Annotated in this window: 17 protein-coding genes; 6 read left to right on the forward strand and 11 right to left on the reverse strand. The window is 55.8% G+C overall.

Features of this window, described 5'->3' with window-relative positions; all coding sequences use genetic code 11:
- Positions 1-2,340 (forward strand): hybrid sensor histidine kinase/response regulator, encoded by a 2,340-nt coding sequence (locus ABVF61_RS07095; RefSeq protein ID WP_353992814.1) that lies wholly within the window; start codon positions 1-3, stop codon positions 2,338-2,340.
- A gap of 85 nt (positions 2,341-2,425) precedes the next feature.
- Here the strand turns inward: ABVF61_RS07095 and ABVF61_RS07100 are convergent, their stop codons facing one another.
- From ABVF61_RS07100 to ABVF61_RS07145, 10 genes are all read right to left on the reverse strand, one after another.
- Positions 2,426-2,530: a winged helix-turn-helix transcriptional regulator gene (locus ABVF61_RS07100; protein ID WP_353992815.1), complete on the reverse strand. Its 105-nt coding sequence runs from the start codon at positions 2,528-2,530 to the stop codon at positions 2,426-2,428.
- A gap of 96 nt (positions 2,531-2,626) precedes the next feature.
- Positions 2,627-3,997 (reverse strand): M20/M25/M40 family metallo-hydrolase, encoded by a 1,371-nt coding sequence (locus ABVF61_RS07105; protein WP_353992816.1) that lies wholly within the window; start codon positions 3,995-3,997, stop codon positions 2,627-2,629.
- Positions 3,994-6,039, reverse strand: a complete 2,046-nt coding sequence (locus ABVF61_RS07110) for a hydantoinase/oxoprolinase family protein (protein WP_353992817.1) — start codon at positions 6,037-6,039, stop codon at positions 3,994-3,996. The genes ABVF61_RS07105 and ABVF61_RS07110 overlap by 4 nt, the downstream gene beginning before the upstream one ends.
- Positions 6,026-7,837: a hydantoinase B/oxoprolinase family protein gene (locus ABVF61_RS07115; protein WP_353992818.1), complete on the reverse strand. Its 1,812-nt coding sequence runs from the start codon at positions 7,835-7,837 to the stop codon at positions 6,026-6,028. Before ABVF61_RS07115 ends, ABVF61_RS07110 begins: the two co-directional genes overlap by 14 nt.
- A complete protein-coding gene (locus ABVF61_RS07120) occupies positions 7,830-8,855 on the reverse strand; it encodes an NADPH:quinone reductase (protein WP_502949933.1) in 1,026 nt (341 codons plus the stop codon). The genes ABVF61_RS07115 and ABVF61_RS07120 overlap by 8 nt, the downstream gene beginning before the upstream one ends.
- Entirely contained in the window at positions 8,852-9,829 is a 978-nt protein-coding gene (locus tag ABVF61_RS07125) for an ABC transporter ATP-binding protein (protein ID WP_353992820.1), read from the reverse strand. Before ABVF61_RS07125 ends, ABVF61_RS07120 begins: the two co-directional genes overlap by 4 nt.
- Entirely contained in the window at positions 9,826-10,845 is a 1,020-nt protein-coding gene (locus tag ABVF61_RS07130) for an ABC transporter ATP-binding protein (protein WP_353992821.1), read from the reverse strand. The genes ABVF61_RS07125 and ABVF61_RS07130 overlap by 4 nt, the downstream gene beginning before the upstream one ends.
- A gap of 1 nt (position 10,846) precedes the next feature.
- Complete coding sequence (locus ABVF61_RS07135) at positions 10,847-11,746, reverse strand: ABC transporter permease (protein ID WP_353992822.1); 900 nt, start codon at positions 11,744-11,746, stop codon at positions 10,847-10,849.
- Entirely contained in the window at positions 11,739-12,716 is a 978-nt protein-coding gene (locus ABVF61_RS07140) for an ABC transporter permease (protein WP_299472004.1), read from the reverse strand. Before ABVF61_RS07140 ends, ABVF61_RS07135 begins: the two co-directional genes overlap by 8 nt.
- Before the next feature lie 105 nt (positions 12,717-12,821).
- Positions 12,822-14,477, reverse strand: coding sequence for an ABC transporter substrate-binding protein (locus ABVF61_RS07145; protein WP_353992823.1), 1,656 nt, complete (start codon positions 14,475-14,477; stop codon positions 12,822-12,824).
- Positions 14,478-14,720: 243 nt separating this feature from the next.
- On the opposite strand from ABVF61_RS07145, the gene ABVF61_RS07150 reads away from it, so the two are divergent.
- The 5 genes from ABVF61_RS07150 (at position 14,721) to ABVF61_RS07170 (ending at position 19,841) form a co-directional block, all read left to right on the forward strand.
- Complete coding sequence (locus tag ABVF61_RS07150; protein WP_353992824.1) at positions 14,721-15,509, forward strand: IclR family transcriptional regulator; 789 nt, start codon at positions 14,721-14,723, stop codon at positions 15,507-15,509.
- Positions 15,510-15,654: 145 nt separating this feature from the next.
- Positions 15,655-17,376: a M28 family peptidase gene (locus ABVF61_RS07155; RefSeq protein WP_353992825.1), complete on the forward strand. Its 1,722-nt coding sequence runs from the start codon at positions 15,655-15,657 to the stop codon at positions 17,374-17,376.
- Positions 17,377-17,499: 123 nt separating this feature from the next.
- Positions 17,500-18,432 (forward strand): LysR family transcriptional regulator, encoded by a 933-nt coding sequence (locus ABVF61_RS07160; protein WP_353992826.1) that lies wholly within the window; start codon positions 17,500-17,502, stop codon positions 18,430-18,432.
- Positions 18,433-18,573: 141 nt separating this feature from the next.
- Positions 18,574-18,876, forward strand: coding sequence for a VOC family protein (locus ABVF61_RS07165; RefSeq protein WP_353992827.1), 303 nt, complete (start codon positions 18,574-18,576; stop codon positions 18,874-18,876).
- Positions 18,877-18,962: 86 nt separating this feature from the next.
- A complete protein-coding gene (locus ABVF61_RS07170) occupies positions 18,963-19,841 on the forward strand; it encodes a DMT family transporter (protein WP_353992828.1) in 879 nt (292 codons plus the stop codon).
- Between the two features lie 50 nt (positions 19,842-19,891).
- Here ABVF61_RS07170 and ABVF61_RS07175 read toward each other — a convergent pair whose 3' ends face one another.
- The gene (locus ABVF61_RS07175; protein ID WP_353992829.1) at positions 19,892-20,545 is read right to left on the reverse strand and encodes a LysE family translocator; all 654 of its coding nucleotides are present in this window, start codon (positions 20,543-20,545) and stop codon (positions 19,892-19,894) included.
- Positions 20,546-20,547: the final 2 nt, after the last annotated feature.

Here is a 20,547-nt window from a genome sequence, read left to right on the forward strand (position 1 = left end):
ATGCTGAACCTCAAAGCCTTGATAGAGACGCATGAAGAATGGCTAACCGATCGCGTCGTCCACTATGCTCAGTTGAAGGGCTACACCCAAAACACCTCAACCCTGCGCGAAGCGTGGCGAATTTCAATATGCGGGCTGAGTGCTCCATTGGTCCAACTGATCGATATCGCTCAGTCATCTCCGCACACTCGTGAAACAGCTATCAAAGGGGCAACCAGTTTTGGCGTGTCTCAAGGACTAAAGCATCGATCTCTCGGCATCGAGTTAATTGATTTCATTGGCTTACTTAAGCTCTACCGCAAGGCTTATGTTGAACTTGTTACGGAAAATGAGTGTGCTGGCGCAGAGCGTGAGAGCCTTGAAAATACAATTCTCGAGCTTTTCGATTCCATGGAACTGGGAATTTTAACCGCATGGATGACTTCCGAGGTTACAGCTCAAATCGCCGAGTTGCAACAAAGCAACCGTGCTCTTAGCAATGAGAAAAACAAATATCTGACAGTTTTTGAAAGTATTGATGAGCCTTCAATTGTTCTCGACGAAGAGAACAGACCGACTCACGTAAACGCCGCGGCGAACCGATTGCTTTTGGGAGAAATCAAACCCGGGGCCGGATACTACGGCGAATTGAATAATCCATTGTTGTACAACGTTGTCAAACAGATTTTGGCCGCCGGAAGTGATAAAGCGGAGTCCGTTACTCTAGAAACTCCAAACGGACAACGGAAGTTCAATATTGCAATTCAAAGGATGCTCGATGTTAGCGAGAAATTCGTCGGGCAAGTGATTGTTTTGCAGGATGTTACTGACTACCTAAAGGCCATTGAAGCTGCACAATCTGCCGACAGGGCGAAATCAGTTTTCCTGACAACCATCAGCCACGAAATACGAACCCCTATTAACAGCATCCTGGGACTAACCGGTCTACTGGAAGACCAAAGTCTACCCGAAGAGAAACGCAAACAGATACGCAGCATCCGTGCTTCTGGAGAAATGCTCTCTGCGCTCATCGAAAATGTGCTTGGGCTCTCCAGAGCACAAACCAACGCACTACAACTGGTGGAGCAGGACTTCAATCTTGACGAACTATGCGTATCTCTTTTCCAGGTACTGCAACTGAACGACCTTGATCAGCAAGTAAAGCTCGAAAGACAACTTGATCCTGATGTACCTCTCCAACTCTATGGAGATGGACCTAAATTACGTCACATCCTACTGAACTTACTCTCAAATGCGCTTAAATACACTAAGGAAGGTACGGTCTCACTTCATGTCTCCCGACTCACGCCGAAGTCGGAAATGAGGCCAACACTCCATTTCGAAGTCATCGACACTGGCATTGGAATACACCAGGATGAGGTTGAAGAACTTTTCAAACCTTTTTCACAAGGTTTGCGTGGCCTGAAATCCAATGCTGAGCCGGGAAGCGGCCTAGGTCTTGCGATCAGTAAGCACCTTGTGGAGTTTCTTGGCGGCGAGATCAGATATCAGCCGAACCGATTGGGAGGAAGTGTCTTCAGCTTCAGTTTGAAGATGGATACAGCCACAAATCCCAAGGTCCAGACTGAATACGCTAACGGTTTGACGGTTCTTGTGGTGGAAGATGACCCTGTAAACGCCATGGTCATTGAAGGCTATCTAACCGAATTGGGACACGAAGCGATCACGGTTGATACGTTTCATAAGGCCGTGAATGCGCTCGAAACCAGCCAAATCGACGTAGTTGTTACCGACTTCAGATTGGGAGAGAAAACCGGTCTGGACGTCGCTCAAGCTGTTTGGAAAACAAACCAATCCAAGGGAAGTGGCATTCATGTAATCGTTGTCACAGCAGCCATTCCCCACGAGGCATTAATTAAATTAAAGCATTACGAAACAAGCTTTTTTCTGGAAAAGCCGTTTTCACGCTACCAGTTTGCGAACGCGCTCTCATCAGTATTATCTTCTAAAAAAACAATCAATTTCAAACAGTCAGAAAACAGTGTTGCTTATATTTCAAAAACAGACCTTAACCGCCTCTTATCCGATCTCGGGTTCGAGCGTTTTGAGGCGGTCGTACAAAGCTATCTTACAAACATGCCGCAGTTGGTAATTGGTATGAAAGAAGCAATTCAAACTAAGGATTATCCGGCTGCTTGTGATTTCGGGCACAGGCTCATTAGCGCTTCGGGCTTTGTGGGAGCAAATAGGATCGTTCAATTGACAAAAGAATTCAAAGCTTTGTGCAGCATTCCCGACGAACCTGCTGCACATGAGAAGTTCTCGGAGTTGGAAAATGTGAGCGAACTTACCACTCAAGCACTTGATGCTTCCTGGAAATACTTACTGCAAGAGATGTGAAGGATTTTTTAGTAAATCATGCTAAAAATATTCTCTAATATTTATTTATTGGATAGCAATATTTAAAAAATATATCAAAACTACTTTATTGACGACGAGTTCCTCGCCTACTCGTCTCGACCAAGATTGGATAAAGTGTCTTACCGTCCTGCGTTAGCGAATATTCCATTTCTGCGGGCACCTCGACCATCTCCCCGGAGATTGATCCGTGGTCGAGTTGGTGTCTTTCTTTTTAAACGGTCACTGATCCTTCTTGATTGCTTTCAAAGACCAGGTTGCCGCTGTTTCAGTCTTTAAAATCGGTTTTGCTCAGTTTTCCAAGCTCGCTCAAAAGGGCAGAACCCGTTTTGATGCCATCGACAAACCGCACCACTTCAAGGTTTTCATTCGGGGCATGGTTGGCTTCGTCGGCATTGGCGTAAGGGATCACAAAGGCAGGAAGACGCAGGATCTTTGTGAATACATAGTCAGGCAAGGACCCACCGACGGTTGGGTATAACAAGGGGTCGACGCCGCGCGCAGCCTTTACGGCAGCGATCAACGGTGCGGCGAACGGGCTGGTCAGCGGCGTCTTTGAAGGCAGCATTCCATTGTGGCGGATAACCTCGACCTCCGGGGCAAACCGCGCCACATGCGCCTCCACCCGTTCGAACACATGGTCGGGTGTCAGCGGCTCAACGAGCCGGATATCGCATTTGGCGATCGCCTGGTTGGGGAGAACCGTTTTGCTGCCGAGACCGTTATACCCGCCGCTGATCCCGTTGATCGTCAATGTGGGGTGGAACATCAACCTGTCCCAGTAAGGCCGCTCCCTCGGCCCGTCCAGTTCGTCGATGGCTAGGTCCGCCTTCACGGCGGTTTCATCGTCCGGAAGCCGGGAAATGACCTCCCGTTCCAGATTGGTCGCCGGGATGACCGGCTCGTTTATTCCTTCAATGGTGATGTTTCCATCAGCGTCTTTCATGGTCGCAAGAAGCTGCACCAGCGTCCAGATCGGGTTGGGCACCACCCCGCCGAAATTGCCTGAGTGCACATCCCGCGAAGCCCCCTTCGCCAGAAGATCGAAGGACGCCACCCCACGAACGCCAAACGTAATGACCGGCTGACCGCTTTCATGCAGCGGGCCGTCAGACGTGACCACAAGATCCGCCTGAAGCTTGTCCGCATTTTGCTTGACGAAATCCGCAATCTGCGGCGAACCGATTTCCTCCTCCCCCTCTAGCAGGAAAATTACGTTGCACGGCAATGTGCCGTGGACTTTCAAATGCGTTTCGATCGCGAGCAACTGGGCGAAGTGCTGCCCTTTGTTGTCGCCAATGCCCCGCGCCCAGATCCGCCCGTCGCGCAGCTCCGGCTCGAACGGAGGGCTTATCCAGGCCTCCAGCGGATCGGGCGGCTGCACATCGTAATGGCCATAAAGCAGAACCGTCGGTTTCGCCGGATCCACATCGAAGCGCCCCAGAACGAAGGGATGCCCGGGTGTCTCCACAAGACCGGCCTCGAAACCCAGCTCTTCCAGATGCGCCACCAGCATCCCGGCGACCTTTCGGATGCCGATGTCATGGGCAGAGATGGAAGGATGACGGACATAGTCCATCACGCGCGCGACAAAGTCGTCCGCATTTGCGTCGATGTGATCAAAGAGCGCCTCGTTCATGCGGCATTCCTTGTCAGCAGAAGAGCACCGGAACCATGGACCCGCGCGATCCAGCCCGGGGCGATGATCGATGTTGTATCCAGTTGAGTGAGGATCGCGGGGCCAGGAATTTCAACGCCGCTTCCAAGGGCAGCCCGGTCATAAATCGGCGTTTCCAGCGCCCCGGCAGGCCAATGGACCATCTGCGTTTGAAGCGGTGCCGGTTTGGCTGCTGCATCGAGCGCGGGCACTCGAATGGGTTCGGTGCGGCCCAGTGCTTCCACCCGGATTGTCACGAGCTCAATAGGAGCGTCGAGCACAAAGCCATATAGCGCTTCATGCGCGGCCCGGAAATTCTCTTCCGTTTCCATGGCGGAAAAGCCCCAGTCGACGGCAATTTCGCCGCCCTGTCCGTGAAATCGCAAAAGCGCCCGGGCCTTCAACACCCTTTGCTCAACTGAAACACCCTCGGTATCCAGCCACTCCTCGGCCTTGGATGTCAGCTCGCTCACAATCGCATCGCCGGCACCCTGATCTACCGGTCCGGGCATGGGCAGGGCCTGCGTAAACTCCGCTTTCATATCCGCCGCCAGCAACCCGGCTGCACAAAGCAGACCGGGCGCGGGAGGAACCATCACATTCGAAATACCCAACAGCTCGGCAAGAGCGCAGCCATGCAAGGGCCCGGCACCACCAAAGGGAACCAACGTAAATTCACGCGGATCATGACCGCGTTCAACCGACACGGTCCGCACCGCGCCGATCATGTTGTTGTTCATGATCGCAAGAATGCCTTGTGCGGCGTCTTCTTCGCCAAGTCCCAAGGGCTTGGCGACGCTTTCGCTGACAACACGCCGGGCCGCCTCCACATCGAGAGACATCGAGCCGCCAAGCAGAGCATGAGGAAGATTGCCAAGCGTGACATGTGCGTCGGTGACAGTTGCTTGCCCGCCGCCATGTCCATAGGCGGCCGGGCCTGGACGCGCACCAGCAGAATGCGGCCCGACGGCAAGTGTATCGTTGTTGACTTCGGCAATGGAACCGCCGCCTGCACCGATCGTGACCATATCCACCATGGGCAATGACAACGGCCATTCGCCGACCTTGCCCTGCTGGGTCAATGCAACGGTGCCGTTCCGTATGAGACAGATATCGGCGGACGTACCGCCGATATCGACAGTGATTATGTCGCGGATTCCGCAGACGGCAGCGGCATCGACGGCACCGACAACACCGGCGGCAGGACCGGACAGGGCGGTCAACGCCGGTGCAACCCGGATGGCTTCGGTTCCCGCTACGCCGCCATTGGATTGCATCAACAACAAAGGAGAAGCCGCTTCGGCCTCATCCAAACGCTCCTGCAAGCGGGAGATGTAGCTGGAGACACCCGGCATGACGCTGGCATTCAAAACGGTCGCCAGGGACCGTTCGAACTCGCGGACAACAGGCAGCACGTCCGTGGAACAGGTCACGGCAACGCCCGGAAGCGCCTTTCTAAGTATTTCAGCGACGCGGATTTCGTGGTCCGGGTTGGCGTAGGCATGAAGCAGACAGACGGCAACCGCTTCCACAGTCTGGGTTTTCAGGGCGTCAACGACCTGCTTCACGCTATCTTCATCGAGCGGTTCAAGAACCTTTCCGCCGGTTCCGATCCGCTCCACAATCTCATGAATTCTATCTGCCGGAACCGGGCGTGCAGGTTTGACCCAGGTGAAGAGATTTGCATGGCGCGGGATATCCTGGCGCCCGATCTCAAGCACATGCCGGAAACCGCGTGTCGTCACGAGCGCGGTTCTGGCCCCCTTGTCTTCAAGGATCATATTGGTGGCTACGGTCGTGCCATGGAGTACGCGGGACAAATCCTTCGCGCTGATGCCCGCATCCTCCATCACACTCCGGATCCCGACCATGAAAGCCTGGGAAGGATCGGAAGGGACCGAAGGCGTTTTCGCACGCCACATGGAGCCGGAATTGCGATCCAGCAACGAGATATCGGTAAACGTGCCACCAATATCGACCGCAACGGCGTAGGATGGATCCAGTGTCGCGTCAAACGAAGGCATCGACATACTCCTGACGGTGAAAACGCCGAACTTCCGGGCGATCAGTGCGTAGCGCCTGCGTCGCCAAATGGTCGAGTTCACCTTCCTCGATCACAACGCCATATTCGCTTCTTGCTGCTTCCCGGGTGACGAAACCTCCAAGGACGTCGCGCAGCACCTCTTCTGCCGGGCGGTCATACGGGTGGCCGTAACCGCCACCTCCCCCGGTCTCTATGCGCAAGATATCTCCCCTTTTCAGCATGTTGCCGTCGGAGAGCGGATCGAGGCGGATTTCCGCATCGGTTCCCGGGTTTACAACCGCAACACCGTGCCGCCCCGATTTACCGCCATGGATGCCCCAAGGCGGATTTTTGACGCTGTCGATACGGATCGCCACCATGGTTTCCTCTGCGAGGATTTCATATTCCCGAACGATGCCGCAGCCACCCCGATAACGTCCTGCGCCGCCGGAATCCGTTGCGATCCCGTATGCCCGCATCGTGACCGGGTAACCGGCTTCCAGAAATTCGACCGGATAATTCTCCTGGGCGACAAAGTAGACGGCATCGATCCCATCGGCTGTCGAGCGCGCGCCGTAGCCAACGCCGATCCCGTCCGCCAGAAGATAGGGTTCGAGCCTGCCTTCCACTGTCCGGTACTTGCCGCGCATGATGTTGACCACATAGGCAGAGTTCGCGGCCGGAGCCTCGCCTTCCCCGGCATTCAACAGCCCGCACATGGCCGAGATCATCCGCATGGCCGTCAACCCGCGCAGCCCAAGTGGTGCGGGATACTCCGGTTGCAGAAAACTGCCCTTGCGAAACAGCACCTCGTCCAGCGCATTCGGCCCGCCCGCATTGCAAACCTGGCTGGGGTCTCCACCAAGATAGAATAGCCCGAGCGCCATACCCGGGACGCCGGTGTTCATCAGATAGTTGATCGGCCCCGGCGCTTGATCATCGCTCTCGCGGGCATCGAAGCTGTAGACGTCTTCTCCGTTCTCGCCCTGAGATCGGGTGAGCGAAAACCGCATATGAAACGGTCCGTTTCCGTGCCCGTCCGTATCGATCGCGTCAGTGAAAGTGTGCGTGCCGTAGTCGAAACTTTCAGCCAGCTTTCCGCGCACCAGTTTCCGGGTGCGCTGCAAAAGTTGTGCGAGCGCGTCTTCCATGATGGCCGGTCCAAACCGGTCCAGAATTTCACCCACCCTGCGCACGCCAAGGTCAACGGAAGCCATCAGGGCACGCATATCGCCAATGCTTTGATCCGGATATCTGGAATTGCGGTGGAAGATATCGAGAACGGCCTGATTGACCTGGCCCGCTTCGATCATCTTGGTCACCGGGATCATGATCCCTTCCTGAAAAATATCCGTCGCATCCGGGCTTATGGACCCGGGGCGCAGTCCGCCGATATCGGCGAAATGCGCCCAACTCATCACGAAGGCCTGCACCTTGCCGTCGCGAAAAACCGGGGCGAGCAAAACCTGATCATTGGAATGGGAAATTGCACCGTAAGAGCCGTAGCAATCATTGTACCAGTAGACATCGCCTTCCCGCATCGTTTCCACGGGAAACTTTTCGAGGACAGGACGTGTCATGTCCCCAAAAATCGGAACCATCGACCCCACCGCCATGGTGCCGTTACCGTCGAACAATGCCGTATAAAAATCCTTCTTTTCCCGAATAAACGCTGAGATGGCGGTCCGTTCGATAAGCGCTTCCATTTCAGATTGGGCGGCGGCGATCGCGCCACGAATGATCTCAAGCGAAACAGGATCGCAGAGCGCCTGTTCAATCACGCGCGTTTGCTTATTCATGATCAACTCCAGTCAGAGCGGGAAGTGTGAGCACCGTTTGCCCCAGTCCGCCTGCTTCAACACGGGCGTGCGCGGCAGCAATTTCAGACAGTGGGTGAATTGCGCCGATGCTGGGCGACAAGGTGCCCTCACGCAGCATTCTTGTGATTGTTGCCTCGGCTTCGGTCCGCTGATCGGCCGTGAGCCGGAAGCCCTGAATGAAACGGATCTGCGCGCCAAGGTCAGCGAAAGCGTAGTATGGCAGGACCGGTGCCGGGTTCGAACTGCACGAGTAACTGGCGATTGTTCCGTGCAGCGCGAGGCAGACAATATCAATGTCAAGATTGGCGGCCAGATCGACTTCCACGATGAGATCAGCGCCTGCACCGGCCGTTTCACGGGCCACCTCGCTCGGGACGTCCTGCCGATGCCTGTTGACGACATTGACATCACCGAATTCCGCCACGGCCTGAGCCCCTTCTTCGGAGCCGACCGTAGCGATGACCTTCGCGCCATGCGCTACAGCAATCTGGACACAGATCTGGCCAACGGCTCCGGCAGCGCCCTGTATCAGAACTGTTTTGCCGGACAAGCTTCCAGCGCTCTGCAGCGCCAACCAGGCCGTTAGTGCCGGAACACCCAGGCACGCTCCGCTCTCAAAACCCGTGTCATCAGGCAACCGGACAGCCTGCGAAGAAGGCAGAGCCACGAATTCGGCGGCCGTCCCGAAGGCACGCCCGGCTTCGCCGTAGCCGCCTTGCGCATTCCAGAGCCAGACCCGCTCTCCGATCCTTTTGGAAGAGACCCCTTCCCCAACGGCGTCAATCACACCCGAACCGTCTGAATGCGGAATGATGAGGGGATGAGCCATGGAAGAGGCGTTCCATCCCCCACGCCTCTTGGTGTCGGCAGGGTTTATTCCCGACGCCATGATACGCACGCGCACCTCCCCCTCGCCGGGCGAGGGCGTGGGCCGGCTTCCATGCTGAAGAACCTCCGAAGCGCATCCTGTCTGTGTGTAATAGGCCGCTTGCATCATAAGCTCACAAAGTGACAGGCGACCAGCCGCGTATCGATGCGCCGAGGCGCGGGCACTTCGCTGGCGCACCGCGATTGCGCTTTCGGGCAGCGGTCACGAAAGACACAGCCTGAAGGCGGGTTGCGCGGATCGGGGGCTCCGCTGCCGATGGGCAGGGGATCGTGGCTTTGGTCCACATGCGGTGTCGGCACCGCCGCCACCAAAGCCTGGGTATAGGGATGCAAAGGATTGTGGACGATATCCTCCGTCGGCCCGTCCTCCATGATCTTTCCCAGATACATGACGATGGTGCGCTCACACACATAGCGCACCAGGGCAAGGTCGTGGCTGATGTAGATGGCCGTCAGACCCAAGCGGTCGCGCACATCGCGAAAGACGTTCAGGACACCTGCGCGGACCGAAACATCAAGCATGGAAACCGGTTCGTCGGCGACGACAAAATCAGGCTCCAGGATCAGAGCCCGCGCCATGACAACTCGCTGAAGCTGACCTCCCGAAAGCTGATGCGGAAACCGCTCCAGAAATTGCTCGGGATCGCCAAGGCCGACAAGAGCCAGAGCATCGACGACACGCCTGTGCCAGGTGTCACGTTCGATCCTGGCATTTGCAAGAGGCTCTTCCAGCGTTTTGCGTATGGAATAACGCGGGTTCACCGCGTCAAAGGGGTTTTGAAAAATCATTTGCGAACGGCTGCGGAACCGTTGCAGGTCGGTACCTTTCAGGTCTCTGATTTCATCTCCTTCAAACCGCGCGGACCCACCGGTTATTTCTTCAAGCCGCACCAGGATCCGGCCCATGGAGGTCTTGCCGCATCCGGACTCACCCAACAGGCCGACACTTTCTCCTTTCTTGAGGGAAAAGGTCACACCGTCGACCGCCTTGACCGTCGTCGACAGGCCCATCATGGCGGAAACCGCATTGCCGATCTTGTAGTGTAGCTGGGCGTTGGTCAGTTCGATGATGGTTTCGCTCATGCCGCCGTTCCCCAGGTCGCAGGCACTTTGGCGTCTTCCCGCAAAGCCGGAGCTTCAGAGGCCCTGTGACAGGCGACGAAGTGGCCTGGAGCACCCTCGATCAGCGGCGGCTCGTCCGTCCGGCACTGATCGAGGGCAAAGGGGCACCTTGCTGCAAATCGGCACCCCGATGGCGGGTTGGCAAGATCCGGCGGGCTGCCAGCAATGGGGGTCAGCACGCCGGTTCCCGCCGATTGAAGATCGGGAAAGGCGTTTTTAAGACCCATCGTGTAGGGATGAAGCGGTTCGCTCAAAAGGGTCGCAGTATCACAGTCCTCGACCACTTTTCCGGCATACATTACAACCGTGCGGTCACATGTGTACGCAACGACAGATATGTCGTGCGTTACCATGATGACGGAAAGACCAAGCTCCCGCTGCAGATTGCGCAACTGATCCAGGATCTGGCGCTGGATAATGACGTCGAGCGCGGTGACCGGCTCATCGGCAACCACCAGTTTGGGCTGCAAGGCCAAAGCAAGCGCGATTGCCGCACGCTGGCGCATACCGCCGGAAAACTGGTGGGGAAAATCGCGCAAGCGCCCCGGATCGATCCCGACCATTTCGAAGAGTTCGACCGCACGCTTACGCGCTGCGGATTTGCTCATGCCGCCGCGGTCCCGAAGAACCTCCATGATCTGATATTCGACCCGGTAAACAGGATCGAGAGAGTTCATCGCCGATTGGGGGATAAACGCAATATCGCGCCAGCGGAGCGCATTCATTTTGCGCTCCGACAGGGAGACGATGTCCTGACCATCGAAGTGCATCTGACCGTCCGCGATCCGGGCGTTGTCCGCAATCACCCGTGTCAATGCCCGTGCCATCGTGGTTTTGCCGCAGCCGGACTCACCAACCAGCCCGACAATCGACCCCTGAGGCACATCGAAGCGAGCCTTGCTGACGGCAACGATGTCGAGCGTTCCGACTTCATAGGCAATGGTCACATCTCTGACCGACAGGAGTGGTCCGATCATCTCAGCGCCCCAGCTTTGGAAAGAGCAGATTTTCATATCCGCGCGAAATGAAGAAACCGGCGCTCACCACCAGAATGATGGCAAGGCCCGGAGGAATGAACCAGTAGTAGGCCTGACGGGCGAGCGCCTGGCTCGCAAAGGCGTCCTGCAGCATGAAGCCCCAACTGATAGCGTCCGGATCCCCGAAACCCAGAAAACTGATGGAGGCCTCAGTCAGGATCGCCCAGCCGATCGCAATTGAGCCGTAAAGGAAGGAAAGAGGCAGGATGTTGGGCGTGATATGACGCAAAATGATTTTCAGATCGGACGATCCGACCACCCGCGCCGCCTCCACATACCCACGCGAGCGGAGTGACAGAACCTGCGAGCGGATCACCCTGCCCGTGTCGCGCCAGAGCACAAGCCCCATGGCGATGACGGTGTTCCAGATGGATGGTTCGGAGAATGCTGAAATCACGATGACGAACGGGAGGAACGGAATGCCGAATGCCACATCCGCAAGGCGCATCAGAACGGCATCGACCCATCCACCGAAATAACCGGCAAGCAAACCGACAATGGAACCTATAAAGGCCACCATAAAGGCAGCGGTAAACCCGACCAGCAGAGCAGAACGTGCGCCCCAAACAATCTGGGAAAAGATGTCACGGCCAAGCGACGTCGTTCCCAAAATATGGTCCTCGGTACCGGGAAGCAGATCGGATGCGAGATCATAATCGGCGGTGTAGAGGATTTCGGAAGGATCATAGGGCGCGATATAGGGTGCGCATATTGCTGTCACCACGAAGACTGCATAGATAACCAGTCCTGCCAAAGCAAATGGATCGCCGACCGGCAAACGGATTGCAGCAAAGACACGGGCGATGCCGCTTTCGCGTTTTTGTATCGCGGCCTCAGGCATGAGAAATCCTTGGATCGAGGAATGTGTAAAGCAGATCCGCAATCAGGTTCATGGCGATGACGACGATGGCGATCATCAGGAAAGCCCCCTGCGCCAGCGGGTAGTCGGATGCCAGAACAGCAGCAACCAGCTCGCGGCCCAGACCCGGCCAGGAAAACACGCTTTCCACGACCACATTGCCTTGAAGCTGGTATCCCACAGCGATGGCAAAGGACGTGATCACGGGCAGCAGAGCGTTGCGGGCACCATGGCGGATGACCACGGCGGAGGGTGACAGCCCCTTGACCTTGGCCATGGTAACGAAATCCTCCTTCATCACATCCAGCATATTGGAACGCATCAGAAGCAGCGGCAGCCCTTGGGAGTAAATTGCCAGGGTCAACATGGGCAAAACCAGGTGAGACAGAAAATCCGCCGATGTGTAAAGCGCCCAGAGGCTGCTGTAGTCGGCACCGGCCGATCTTGTTCCGCCCGCAGGAAACCATCCAAGCGAGAACGAGAAAATCGCCAGCAGAACCATACCGAGCCAGAATTCGGGCATGGCCCGGGTTGCCAGCACGACCGGCAGGGCGGCAACCTCCACACGGGACCCCCTCCGCCAGGCGAGCCAGGCCCCTGCCAGTATACCGAACGCATAGGCCACGATCAGCGAAGAGAAGGTCAGCACAAGCGTGTTGGGAAGTAACAACCAAATTCGCTCCGCGACCGGAGCGCGATACCGGAAGGAATACCCGAGTTCACCCTGAAGAAGGTTGCCCAGATAGGTAAAATACTGCTGCCATAAAGGCTTATCGAGGCCAAACTGACGGATGAGCGCCTGCTGCTGCTCCTCCGTGAATGTCGGGTCGATATAGGCAGCCAAAGGACTGCCCGGCATCAGCCGGAACATCAGGAACAGGATGGTCACCACAGCCCAAAGGACCAGCGCCAATTGCAGCGTTCTGATGAGCAGGGGCTTAAGTGAATTCATCGCACGTCCCGAGAGGCCGCCGGCAAAAGCGGCATGAAATTACCCAAGACTTTGGGTGTGAACGCGCGGCGCTTCAGGCAACCGCGCGTTGTTTGGTCTACGGCGTTATTTTGCAAGTGTTTCCGAGACGCCTTCCGGATAGGTCAGACGGTCTCCGACGCCGCCATACCCGGCCTCTTCAAGAATGCCCTTGGCAACATCCGCACCCGCCTTGAAGCCATCCACCACATCAGCGGCATGCCAGTATTCAAGCGCTGGGGAAACCACCGAATTGGACGGTACCGCGAACTTCTTGAAGGCAGCATTGACGATCAGGCGGCGGTCCACGGCGCTGGACAGGGCCCGGCGGAACGCGGGATCGTCAAAAGGTGGACGGCGCAGATTGAAGGCCACATACCGGAAGCCGATATCCACGGTGGAAACCACCTCCAGATCGCCGTCTTCATCAGCCGCCGTGATGAGCACCTGCGGGTCTCCCTGAAAATCGGTAAGGAAGTTCAGTTCGCCGGAGCGAAGCATGCCGAGCGCCGCTTCCGCATTCGGCACGATCCGCAAGATAAAGCGTTCGGCCTTGGGGCCGTTGAAGTGATCAGTATTGGCCTCAAGCACGATCTCTTCATTCGGCAGCCAGCGCACGAACTTGAAAGCGCCTGACCCAATCGGCGTGTCTTCCTGATAGGATTCCGCGTTCTCTTCCTTGGAAGACAAGTCTGTGAGGATTGGTTCCCAGACATGCTTTGGGATGATGTTGATCTTGGCAAGGCTGGAAGTCAGGAATGACGCCGACGGCGTCGCCAGGGAGAAAACAACAACGTTGTCACCCTCGACCTCGATGTTGGTCACATTCTGGCCGAAAGGAGCGTACATGGGCGCTTCACCGCCAGTGGTCGCCAGGTAAGAGAACACCACATCTTCAGCCGTGACCGGCTGGCCGTCATGGAATTTCAAACCATCGCGCAACGTGACTGCAATCGTTGTGTCGTCGCGCCATTCATGACTTTCCGCTGCCCACGGCGTCGGCAATCCATCCGGTCCGACGCGGAACAGCCGGTCATAGATGAGTTCGGTCAGCCAGTTGTCGGTGACGCCCGAGATATAAAGCGGGTTCACGGCAATCACGTTGTCCGAACTGTTGACGATGATATCTTTCTGCTCGCCCGTCGGAGCCAAAGACAACCAGGTCCAGTAGCTGCGGATGCCAATTCCGGATTGGTCGACGACGGATGCCGGGTCAAATACGGTCTTGTCAAAGGCGAAAGCCTGCTGCGGATGCACGAGCATCATATTCGGCTGATCGGCGTCGAGCATCTTCTGTGCCTCGAAAACAAGCGCCTTGCGCTTCTCCGGGTCGACCGTGATGCGCTGCTCTTCTACCAGCTTGTCGTATTCGGGGTTGTTGTAGCCGATGAAGTTGTACCCCTTCTCGGCAGTCGACGAATGAAAGAGATTGTAGATGATCTCATCCGGGTCGGAACGCTCGGGCCGCCCCGTCATCTGCCAGGCCGTCACATCCCAGTCATTCCGGTTATACCAGACCGTGTCGGCCATCTGCGACCAGGGCATCACGTCGACTTCCACATCAAGACCCAGCTTGCGCCATTCCTGTGCGATGAGCTGGATCGCCTGGAACTCTGCCGGTTGCGCAGCCTGGGGCCGTGACAGCAGGTGAATCGTGCGGATTGGATCTTGCGCAGCGACGGACGTTGCATAAAGCGACGCTCCCAGCACACTCCCGACAGCAATTTTGAGAAATGTCTTCAAGTCACTCTCCTCTTACTGGGCCCGCACGCAAGCGTGTTGAGGCCATTTCATTCAGGGCGAAACCACCGCCAGCTCTCCCGGTGCACGTGACTGACTGCCTGCCCATACCGTCCATCTGCATAAAAAATGATCACCACTGGTCTTTTTGCATGCATATTTTGTTTTATTCAGTGAAACATTTTTGATATACTTCAATCAGTAAAACACATCGAAAATTAAAATCAATAGAGTGCAGAGAAGAAAATGGCAGGACCGACAGCAACAGATGCAGCCGGACGCAAGTCTTACCGGATCGATGCGGTGGCCCGCGCGCTGCGGGTTCTGGAGGCTTTGGGAGACACGCCCGGCATTGGCACGACCGCTCTTGCGGAAAAGCTTGGCGTGACGAAATCCATCGCCTTCCGGTTATTGCAGACGCTGGAAGAGGACGGCTACGTGCAGCGGGATGAAGAGCGGGCAATCTATTCGCTTGGCTACCGTGTCGCACTGCTCGGCGAGCGCGTTGGACGCAAGGGTGCCTTGTTGCAGGTGGCACGCCCGGTCATGGACACCCTAAGGGACGAGACCGGCGAAAATGTGAATCTGGTCGCACGCGAAGGCACATCATCTGTCGCAATCGCGACCCGCGAAGGCCTTCATAGCATTCGTCTTTTTGCGCAAACCGGAAGGCGAGGCCCGCTGCATGCCGGAGGCGCATCCATGGTGCTTTTGGCTTATGCCGAGCCCAGCATTCGCGATCGCGTGCTAGAAGGGCCGCTCGAGCGTTTCAGCCCTCATACGATTACAGATCCCGAACGGTTGCGCGAAGCGCTCCTGCTTATTCGCTCAAACCGTTACAATGTCGCAATCAACGATCTCGACGACGGCGCCTTTTCCGTCGCCGCGCCGATCCAGAACACTGCAGGGGAAATTATTGCCGGCATCTCGGTCGCCGGCGCATCGGCCCGCTTGGATGAAGTGCGGCGGGCGAATTACATCGAAAAAGTTGTCGAGGCCGCGGACGAGATCTCGAAACGCCTGACCCTTAGCTGACACTTTTTACTCTTCTCACAACGGTGGCCTTGGCGCACGCCAGCCGCACTCCTTTGAACGCATGGGTTGCGGCTCATGACAAATTACTGCTAGTGTTTTATTCTGCATCACATTGTTTCATTCAGTAAAACACTGGAACTTACCCATGAATGCCACAGAGTCCAAACTTCTTGATCAAGTCACCATCGATGAACCCTGGGCACTGGTTGAAAGTTTTTCGACTTTCAAACGTGAACATCCAGATGATGTTAATCGCGGCATGGACGAAGTGGTCACCCGCCTGAAGGCGCATGGAGTTGAGGTTAAGGTTCACGAACCGGAGCTCTTTTTAAGCCTGCCAGGACAGGCTCGGGTCGAAGCGGACGGCCAGACGTTCCGCGCCAAACCGCCTGCCTTTAGCGCCGACGCCCGGGAAGGTTTCACGGGCGCACTCGTCTATATTCCCGGCACCACAAACATGGACGAGGAAGACGCCTTCGAGAGCCAGCTTGAAGCGGGCCCTGAAATGGAAGCGAAAGTGCGCGGCAAAATTGTCCTCACTGAAGGTTTCGCAAGTCCGGCTATCATTTCCCTGATGGAAACCTGCGGCGCCGTTGGTGTGATCGCCATCAACCCGGGCGTCGATATCCACTGGGGGATCTGCACCACCATCTGGGGGATTCCCGGCGCGGCCGATCTGGATCGGAAGCCGCGCATTCCGGCAGCCGCTGTCAATCTGGAGAGCGGCAAGGCACTGATCGAAATGGCACGTGCCGGCGAGAGCGCGACAATCTTTACCGAAATGGAGGAAGGCTGGTTCCGCTCCAAACTCCCTGAAATCACCATCCGAGGCAGTGAAGAGCCCGAAAAATATGTCCTGCTGCATGGCCATCTCGACAGCTGGGATGTCGGTGTTGGAGACAATGCGACGGGCGATGCAACCATGCTCGAGGTTGCCCGCGTCCTTTGGGCAAATCGGGACAAGTTGCGGCGTTCGGTGAAAATCTGCTGGTGGCCCGGCCATTCAACTGGAAGATATGCCGGATCGACCTGGTATTCAGATACATTCGCCCTCGACCTGGATGAAAACTGCGTTGCGCAGGTGAACTGCGACAGCCCCGGCTGCCGATGGGCGACGGAATTCATCCATGTGTCCGTCATGTCCGAAGCGCATGATTTTCTGGCTGATGTCATCAGGGAAGTCGCCGGAAAAGAGCTCCAATCCGAACGTCCGCACCGGGCAGGCGATTATTCGTTCAACGACATCGGCCTTTCAAGTTACCTCATGTTGTCGTCCGCAATGACCGACGCCCACCGCGAAGAGCTTGGATACTATGCTGTCGGCGGCTGCGGCATGAATATAGCCTGGCATACGGAAAACGATACGCTGGAAATTGCCGATAAGGATATTCTCTTGCGGGACATCAAGGTGTATCTCCTCGCGATCTTCCGGAATGCAAACGCTTCCATACTGCCCATGGACTGGCGGGCAACGGCCCGTGAATTCCAGACGACTATTGCAGACTATCAACAACAGGCCGGGGACGCTTTTGATCTTTCAGCTTGCAGCGTTGCTGCTGCCGCTCTTGCTGGGGATTTGGACAGCTTTTACAAAGACATAGATCAGGGTGTGGTTTCCGAAAAAGCAGCAAATTCAGTTATCCAGGACTTGGCGCGAATCCTGGTGCCGCTTAATTTCAACAGGAGCGCGCGTTTCCGGCATGATCCTGCCCTCACAATTCCACCCCTGCCAGCGCTGGAAGAAGCAACGAAAATTGCGAAGCGACCTGCTGGCATGCAAGGCTTTTCACGCACGGAACTTGTGCGCGGCCAAAACCACGTGATTGCGGGCATGCGTTCGGCCCAAAAACTGATCGCCGGTGCATGAGCCACGCTTAAGGAACTAGTCAAGCATGACCAATGCTTGCTCGAAGCCGTCTGCAAAGCAGTCACATGACGGCAACTTCCACAAATTGTTTGTATTATTTTTGGGAAAATATAAACTTTTGGAATGAACATAAACGACCTTCGCGCTCTTGTGGCCTTGGCTGACGCCGGGTCTGTTGGGCGTGCGGCGTTGATGCTGGGATTGACGCAACCTGCACTCTCCAGGCGTATCCAAAATCTCGAAACGCACCTTGAAGTGACCCTTGTTGATCGCACGAGCAAGCCGCTAACCCTAACGTCCACCGGACGCCGGGTTCTCGATCAGGGTCGCCACCTGTTGCGGTCCTTAAGTGAACTGGAGGCGTCGTGTCGGGAAGCAGACCAAGCCACTGGCCCTTTGCGACTTGGTGTAGCGTATGGCCTTGCAGAGGATGTGCTGGCTGGTCCACTCACCGAGCTACGGCAACAATTTCCGCATGTAGAGCTTGTCGTCAAAACGGGTTGGACGAAGCAACTCCTTGAGGAACTTGATCATGCTGTTTTGGACGGCGTGATTGGATATTTTCCGATTGAGGGTGCAGACGTAACGCGCCAAAAACGTACTTTGGGTCAGGAGTCTGTGGCGGTGGTTGCGCCTCGCGATTGGCACATCTCAACAAAACTTGACGGATTTCTGAGAGACAATGTCAGCTGGGTTTTGAATCCGAGCGCATGCAGCTTTCGCAGCGCGCTCGAAGCGATGCTGGAAAAAAGGGATTTGCCTTTGCGCGTCAGCATGGAGGTCATAGGACGCGAACTCCAGCTTTCGCTCATTGCCCGCGGTGTAGGTATGGGCCTTTGTCCTGTTTGCAGCCTGGAGAAAAGTGCTCACGCATCAGGGGTGCAGGTTTTGAACCTCGACGATGTCAACATACGAACTGACATTGCCTTGGTTTTGGGCAAGGGCACCTCGGACCTGTCCGATCCATTTGAAACCCTTTGTGCCGCCGTAGAGGGTGTACTGGATCGGAAAGTTGGGAGCAAAGCTATTCATGACAAGCAATTGAACGCGAACTAAATTCGCATGATTATTATGAATATTATGCATTGGAATTATATTATTTATTCAGGCATCTTTTAGAATGAGAGGCAAACCAGCTTCTTTGTACAGTTGCCACGCATGCTCGCGTTCCAGACATTTCTGAAAAGGTCATGCTGCATGATTGATCATGTCTCAGTGCCAACACCCAATCTTGCTGCAAACACTGCGTTCTATACCGAGGAGTTCACCCTGCCTGGTCTGGTCTCATTGACAGAGCGCGAAAAAACCATCGGGTTTGGAATAAAAAATCCTGAGTACTGGTTAGACGCGCGACCTATTATGCCGGCCATTTCTGAAGGTACAGGCCATGACTTTGCCCGCGTGCGCTCGAAAGGGAAGCTGTTGAGACGTTTCATCAAACAGCAGTGGACCATGGCAGCGACAGTGACGATGCCCCCAGAGACAGGAAAGCCGCTTTGACCATGTGTTTTGGAGCCTTCATGCGTCATCTGTATGGCAACAAGATCGAAGCGGTAATGTTCTCCTATGAATGACGGATCGTGACCATGTTGCCAAAGTCAGACCGGTCTTTGGGCGTGATCCTGGGCGTACTGGGGATGCTGTGTTTCAGCGGAACCCTGGTTGCCACACGTGTCGCCGTAACTGATTTCACTCCAATCGACATCACTCTGGTGCGGATCGTCATCGCCGGACTGCTTGGCACAGCTTTTCTATTGCTCTCAAAAGGGTGTATTCGGCCTCAGAGCGAACACATGTTGTCGCTGCTTATCATGGGCCTTGGAACCGCGGTCGGTTACCCGTTCTTTCTAGCGCTCGCTCTTGAAACAGTACCCGCTGTTCATGGTGCTGTCGTGACAGGGCTCGCTCCAGCAGCGACCGCGATTGTTGCCGTTCTCAGAGCTGGCGAAAGGCCTACCTGGGTCTTCTGGATTGCCTGCCTCACCGGGTTTTGCGCCGTTCTTTATTTTGCCTACGACGAGGGTGGCGGACATCTGAGCCTCGCCGATGGTTGGCTTGTTTTGGGCATGCTCTGTCTTGGCATTTCATATGTGGAAGGCGGCCTGGTGTCTCGTAAACTTGGAGGATTACGGGCTTTTTGTTGGGCCATGGTTCCGCTGATGCCCATCGCGATCGTGCTTCTGGCGTGGAGAATTAATTGGTCCGATTTGCAAGCAACGACGCTTCAAAGCTGGGTATCTCTGTCTTATCTGGGTATCTTCAGCATGTTTTTGGGCTCAGTCTTCTGGTACCGCGGGCTGGCTATTGGCGGGATTGCACGGGTCGGCCAGATTAATCTGTTGCTGCCGCTTATGGCCTTGTTGTGGGCGGTCCTGTTCCTCTCAGAAAAGGTTTCATGGACAGCAGCAGGTTGCGCTGTCGTCGTTCTCATCTCGATGCTGGTATGCCTGAAGAGCCGCGGCTGAGGTTCACAATAATGATTTCAACGGGTTCAGCTTCTGGGATCTGACAACGGTTATGCCGGCGTCCTGGTTGTCACCACACGAAGTGCGAGACCAACGAAAACCACGGAAACAATCTTTCGCTGCAACGCGATGACACGAGGGTTTCCGACAAGCCATTCTCTGGTCCGACCAGCCGCAATGCACAGACCAGCGATGACGCAAAAGTTGATCATGTTGATGATGCTGATCAGCACCAGACTTTGCGCCAATATGCTTCCTTGTTCCGGGTTTAGAAACTGCGGGAACAGGACCAGGTAGAAGAACACGGCCTTGGGGCTGAGCAGCGCATTGAGTGCGCCTTGAGCAATGAAAACAAAGGACCGGTGTCGGTAGGCAGATGGATCGGCGGATTGAAAGTCGAACTCATCAGCAAGACCGTCCGAGCTCCGGTAAGTTTGCCATGCCAGCCATAGCAGATAGAAAGCCCCGCCGACTTTGAGAATATCGTAACCAATGGGAAAGTACGTGAAGAGTTTGGACAAACCCAAACCAGCAGCTGTGGCGTGAACGGCCAGTCCGATGCAGACGCCAACAAGGCTGAGAATTCCAGCCTTTGGTCCGGCTGCAATCGATCTGGCCACGCAGAAGATCATGTTTGGCCCGGGCGTCACAATGAAAACGGTCACGGTTGCCAGGAAGAGAAGAAGGGTCGTTTGTTCAATCATCG

The organism is Roseibium sp. HPY-6, assembly GCF_040530035.1.
Lineage (GTDB): Bacteria > Pseudomonadota > Alphaproteobacteria > Rhizobiales > Stappiaceae > Roseibium.

Coding starts and splice junctions, on each gene's coding strand:
- ABVF61_RS07135 (WP_353992822.1), bottom strand. CDS start 11,746: ATGCCTGAGGCCGCGATACAAAAACGCGAAAGCGGCATCGCCCGTGTC.
- ABVF61_RS07115 (WP_353992818.1), bottom strand. CDS start 7,837: ATGAATAAGCAAACGCGCGTGATTGAACAGGCGCTCTGCGATCCTGTT.
- ABVF61_RS07140 (WP_299472004.1), bottom strand. CDS start 12,716: ATGAATTCACTTAAGCCCCTGCTCATCAGAACGCTGCAATTGGCGCTG.
- ABVF61_RS07120 (WP_502949933.1), bottom strand. CDS start 8,855: ATGATGCAAGCGGCCTATTACACACAGACAGGATGCGCTTCGGAGGTT.
- ABVF61_RS07105 (WP_353992816.1), bottom strand. CDS start 3,997: ATGAACGAGGCGCTCTTTGATCACATCGACGCAAATGCGGACGACTTT.
- ABVF61_RS07100 (WP_353992815.1), bottom strand. CDS start 2,530: ATGGTCGAGGTGCCCGCAGAAATGGAATATTCGCTAACGCAGGACGGT.
- ABVF61_RS07160 (WP_353992826.1), top strand. CDS start 17,500: ATGAACATAAACGACCTTCGCGCTCTTGTGGCCTTGGCTGACGCCGGG.
- ABVF61_RS07125 (WP_353992820.1), bottom strand. CDS start 9,829: ATGAGCGAAACCATCATCGAACTGACCAACGCCCAGCTACACTACAAG.
- ABVF61_RS07130 (WP_353992821.1), bottom strand. CDS start 10,845: ATGATCGGACCACTCCTGTCGGTCAGAGATGTGACCATTGCCTATGAA.
- ABVF61_RS07170 (WP_353992828.1), top strand. CDS start 18,963: ATGTTGCCAAAGTCAGACCGGTCTTTGGGCGTGATCCTGGGCGTACTG.
- ABVF61_RS07155 (WP_353992825.1), top strand. CDS start 15,655: ATGAATGCCACAGAGTCCAAACTTCTTGATCAAGTCACCATCGATGAA.
- ABVF61_RS07175 (WP_353992829.1), bottom strand. CDS start 20,545: ATGATTGAACAAACGACCCTTCTTCTCTTCCTGGCAACCGTGACCGTT.
- ABVF61_RS07150 (WP_353992824.1), top strand. CDS start 14,721: ATGGCAGGACCGACAGCAACAGATGCAGCCGGACGCAAGTCTTACCGG.
- ABVF61_RS07095 (WP_353992814.1), top strand. CDS start 1: ATGCTGAACCTCAAAGCCTTGATAGAGACGCATGAAGAATGGCTAACC.
- ABVF61_RS07165 (WP_353992827.1), top strand. CDS start 18,574: ATGATTGATCATGTCTCAGTGCCAACACCCAATCTTGCTGCAAACACT.
- ABVF61_RS07110 (WP_353992817.1), bottom strand. CDS start 6,039: ATGCCTTCGTTTGACGCGACACTGGATCCATCCTACGCCGTTGCGGTC.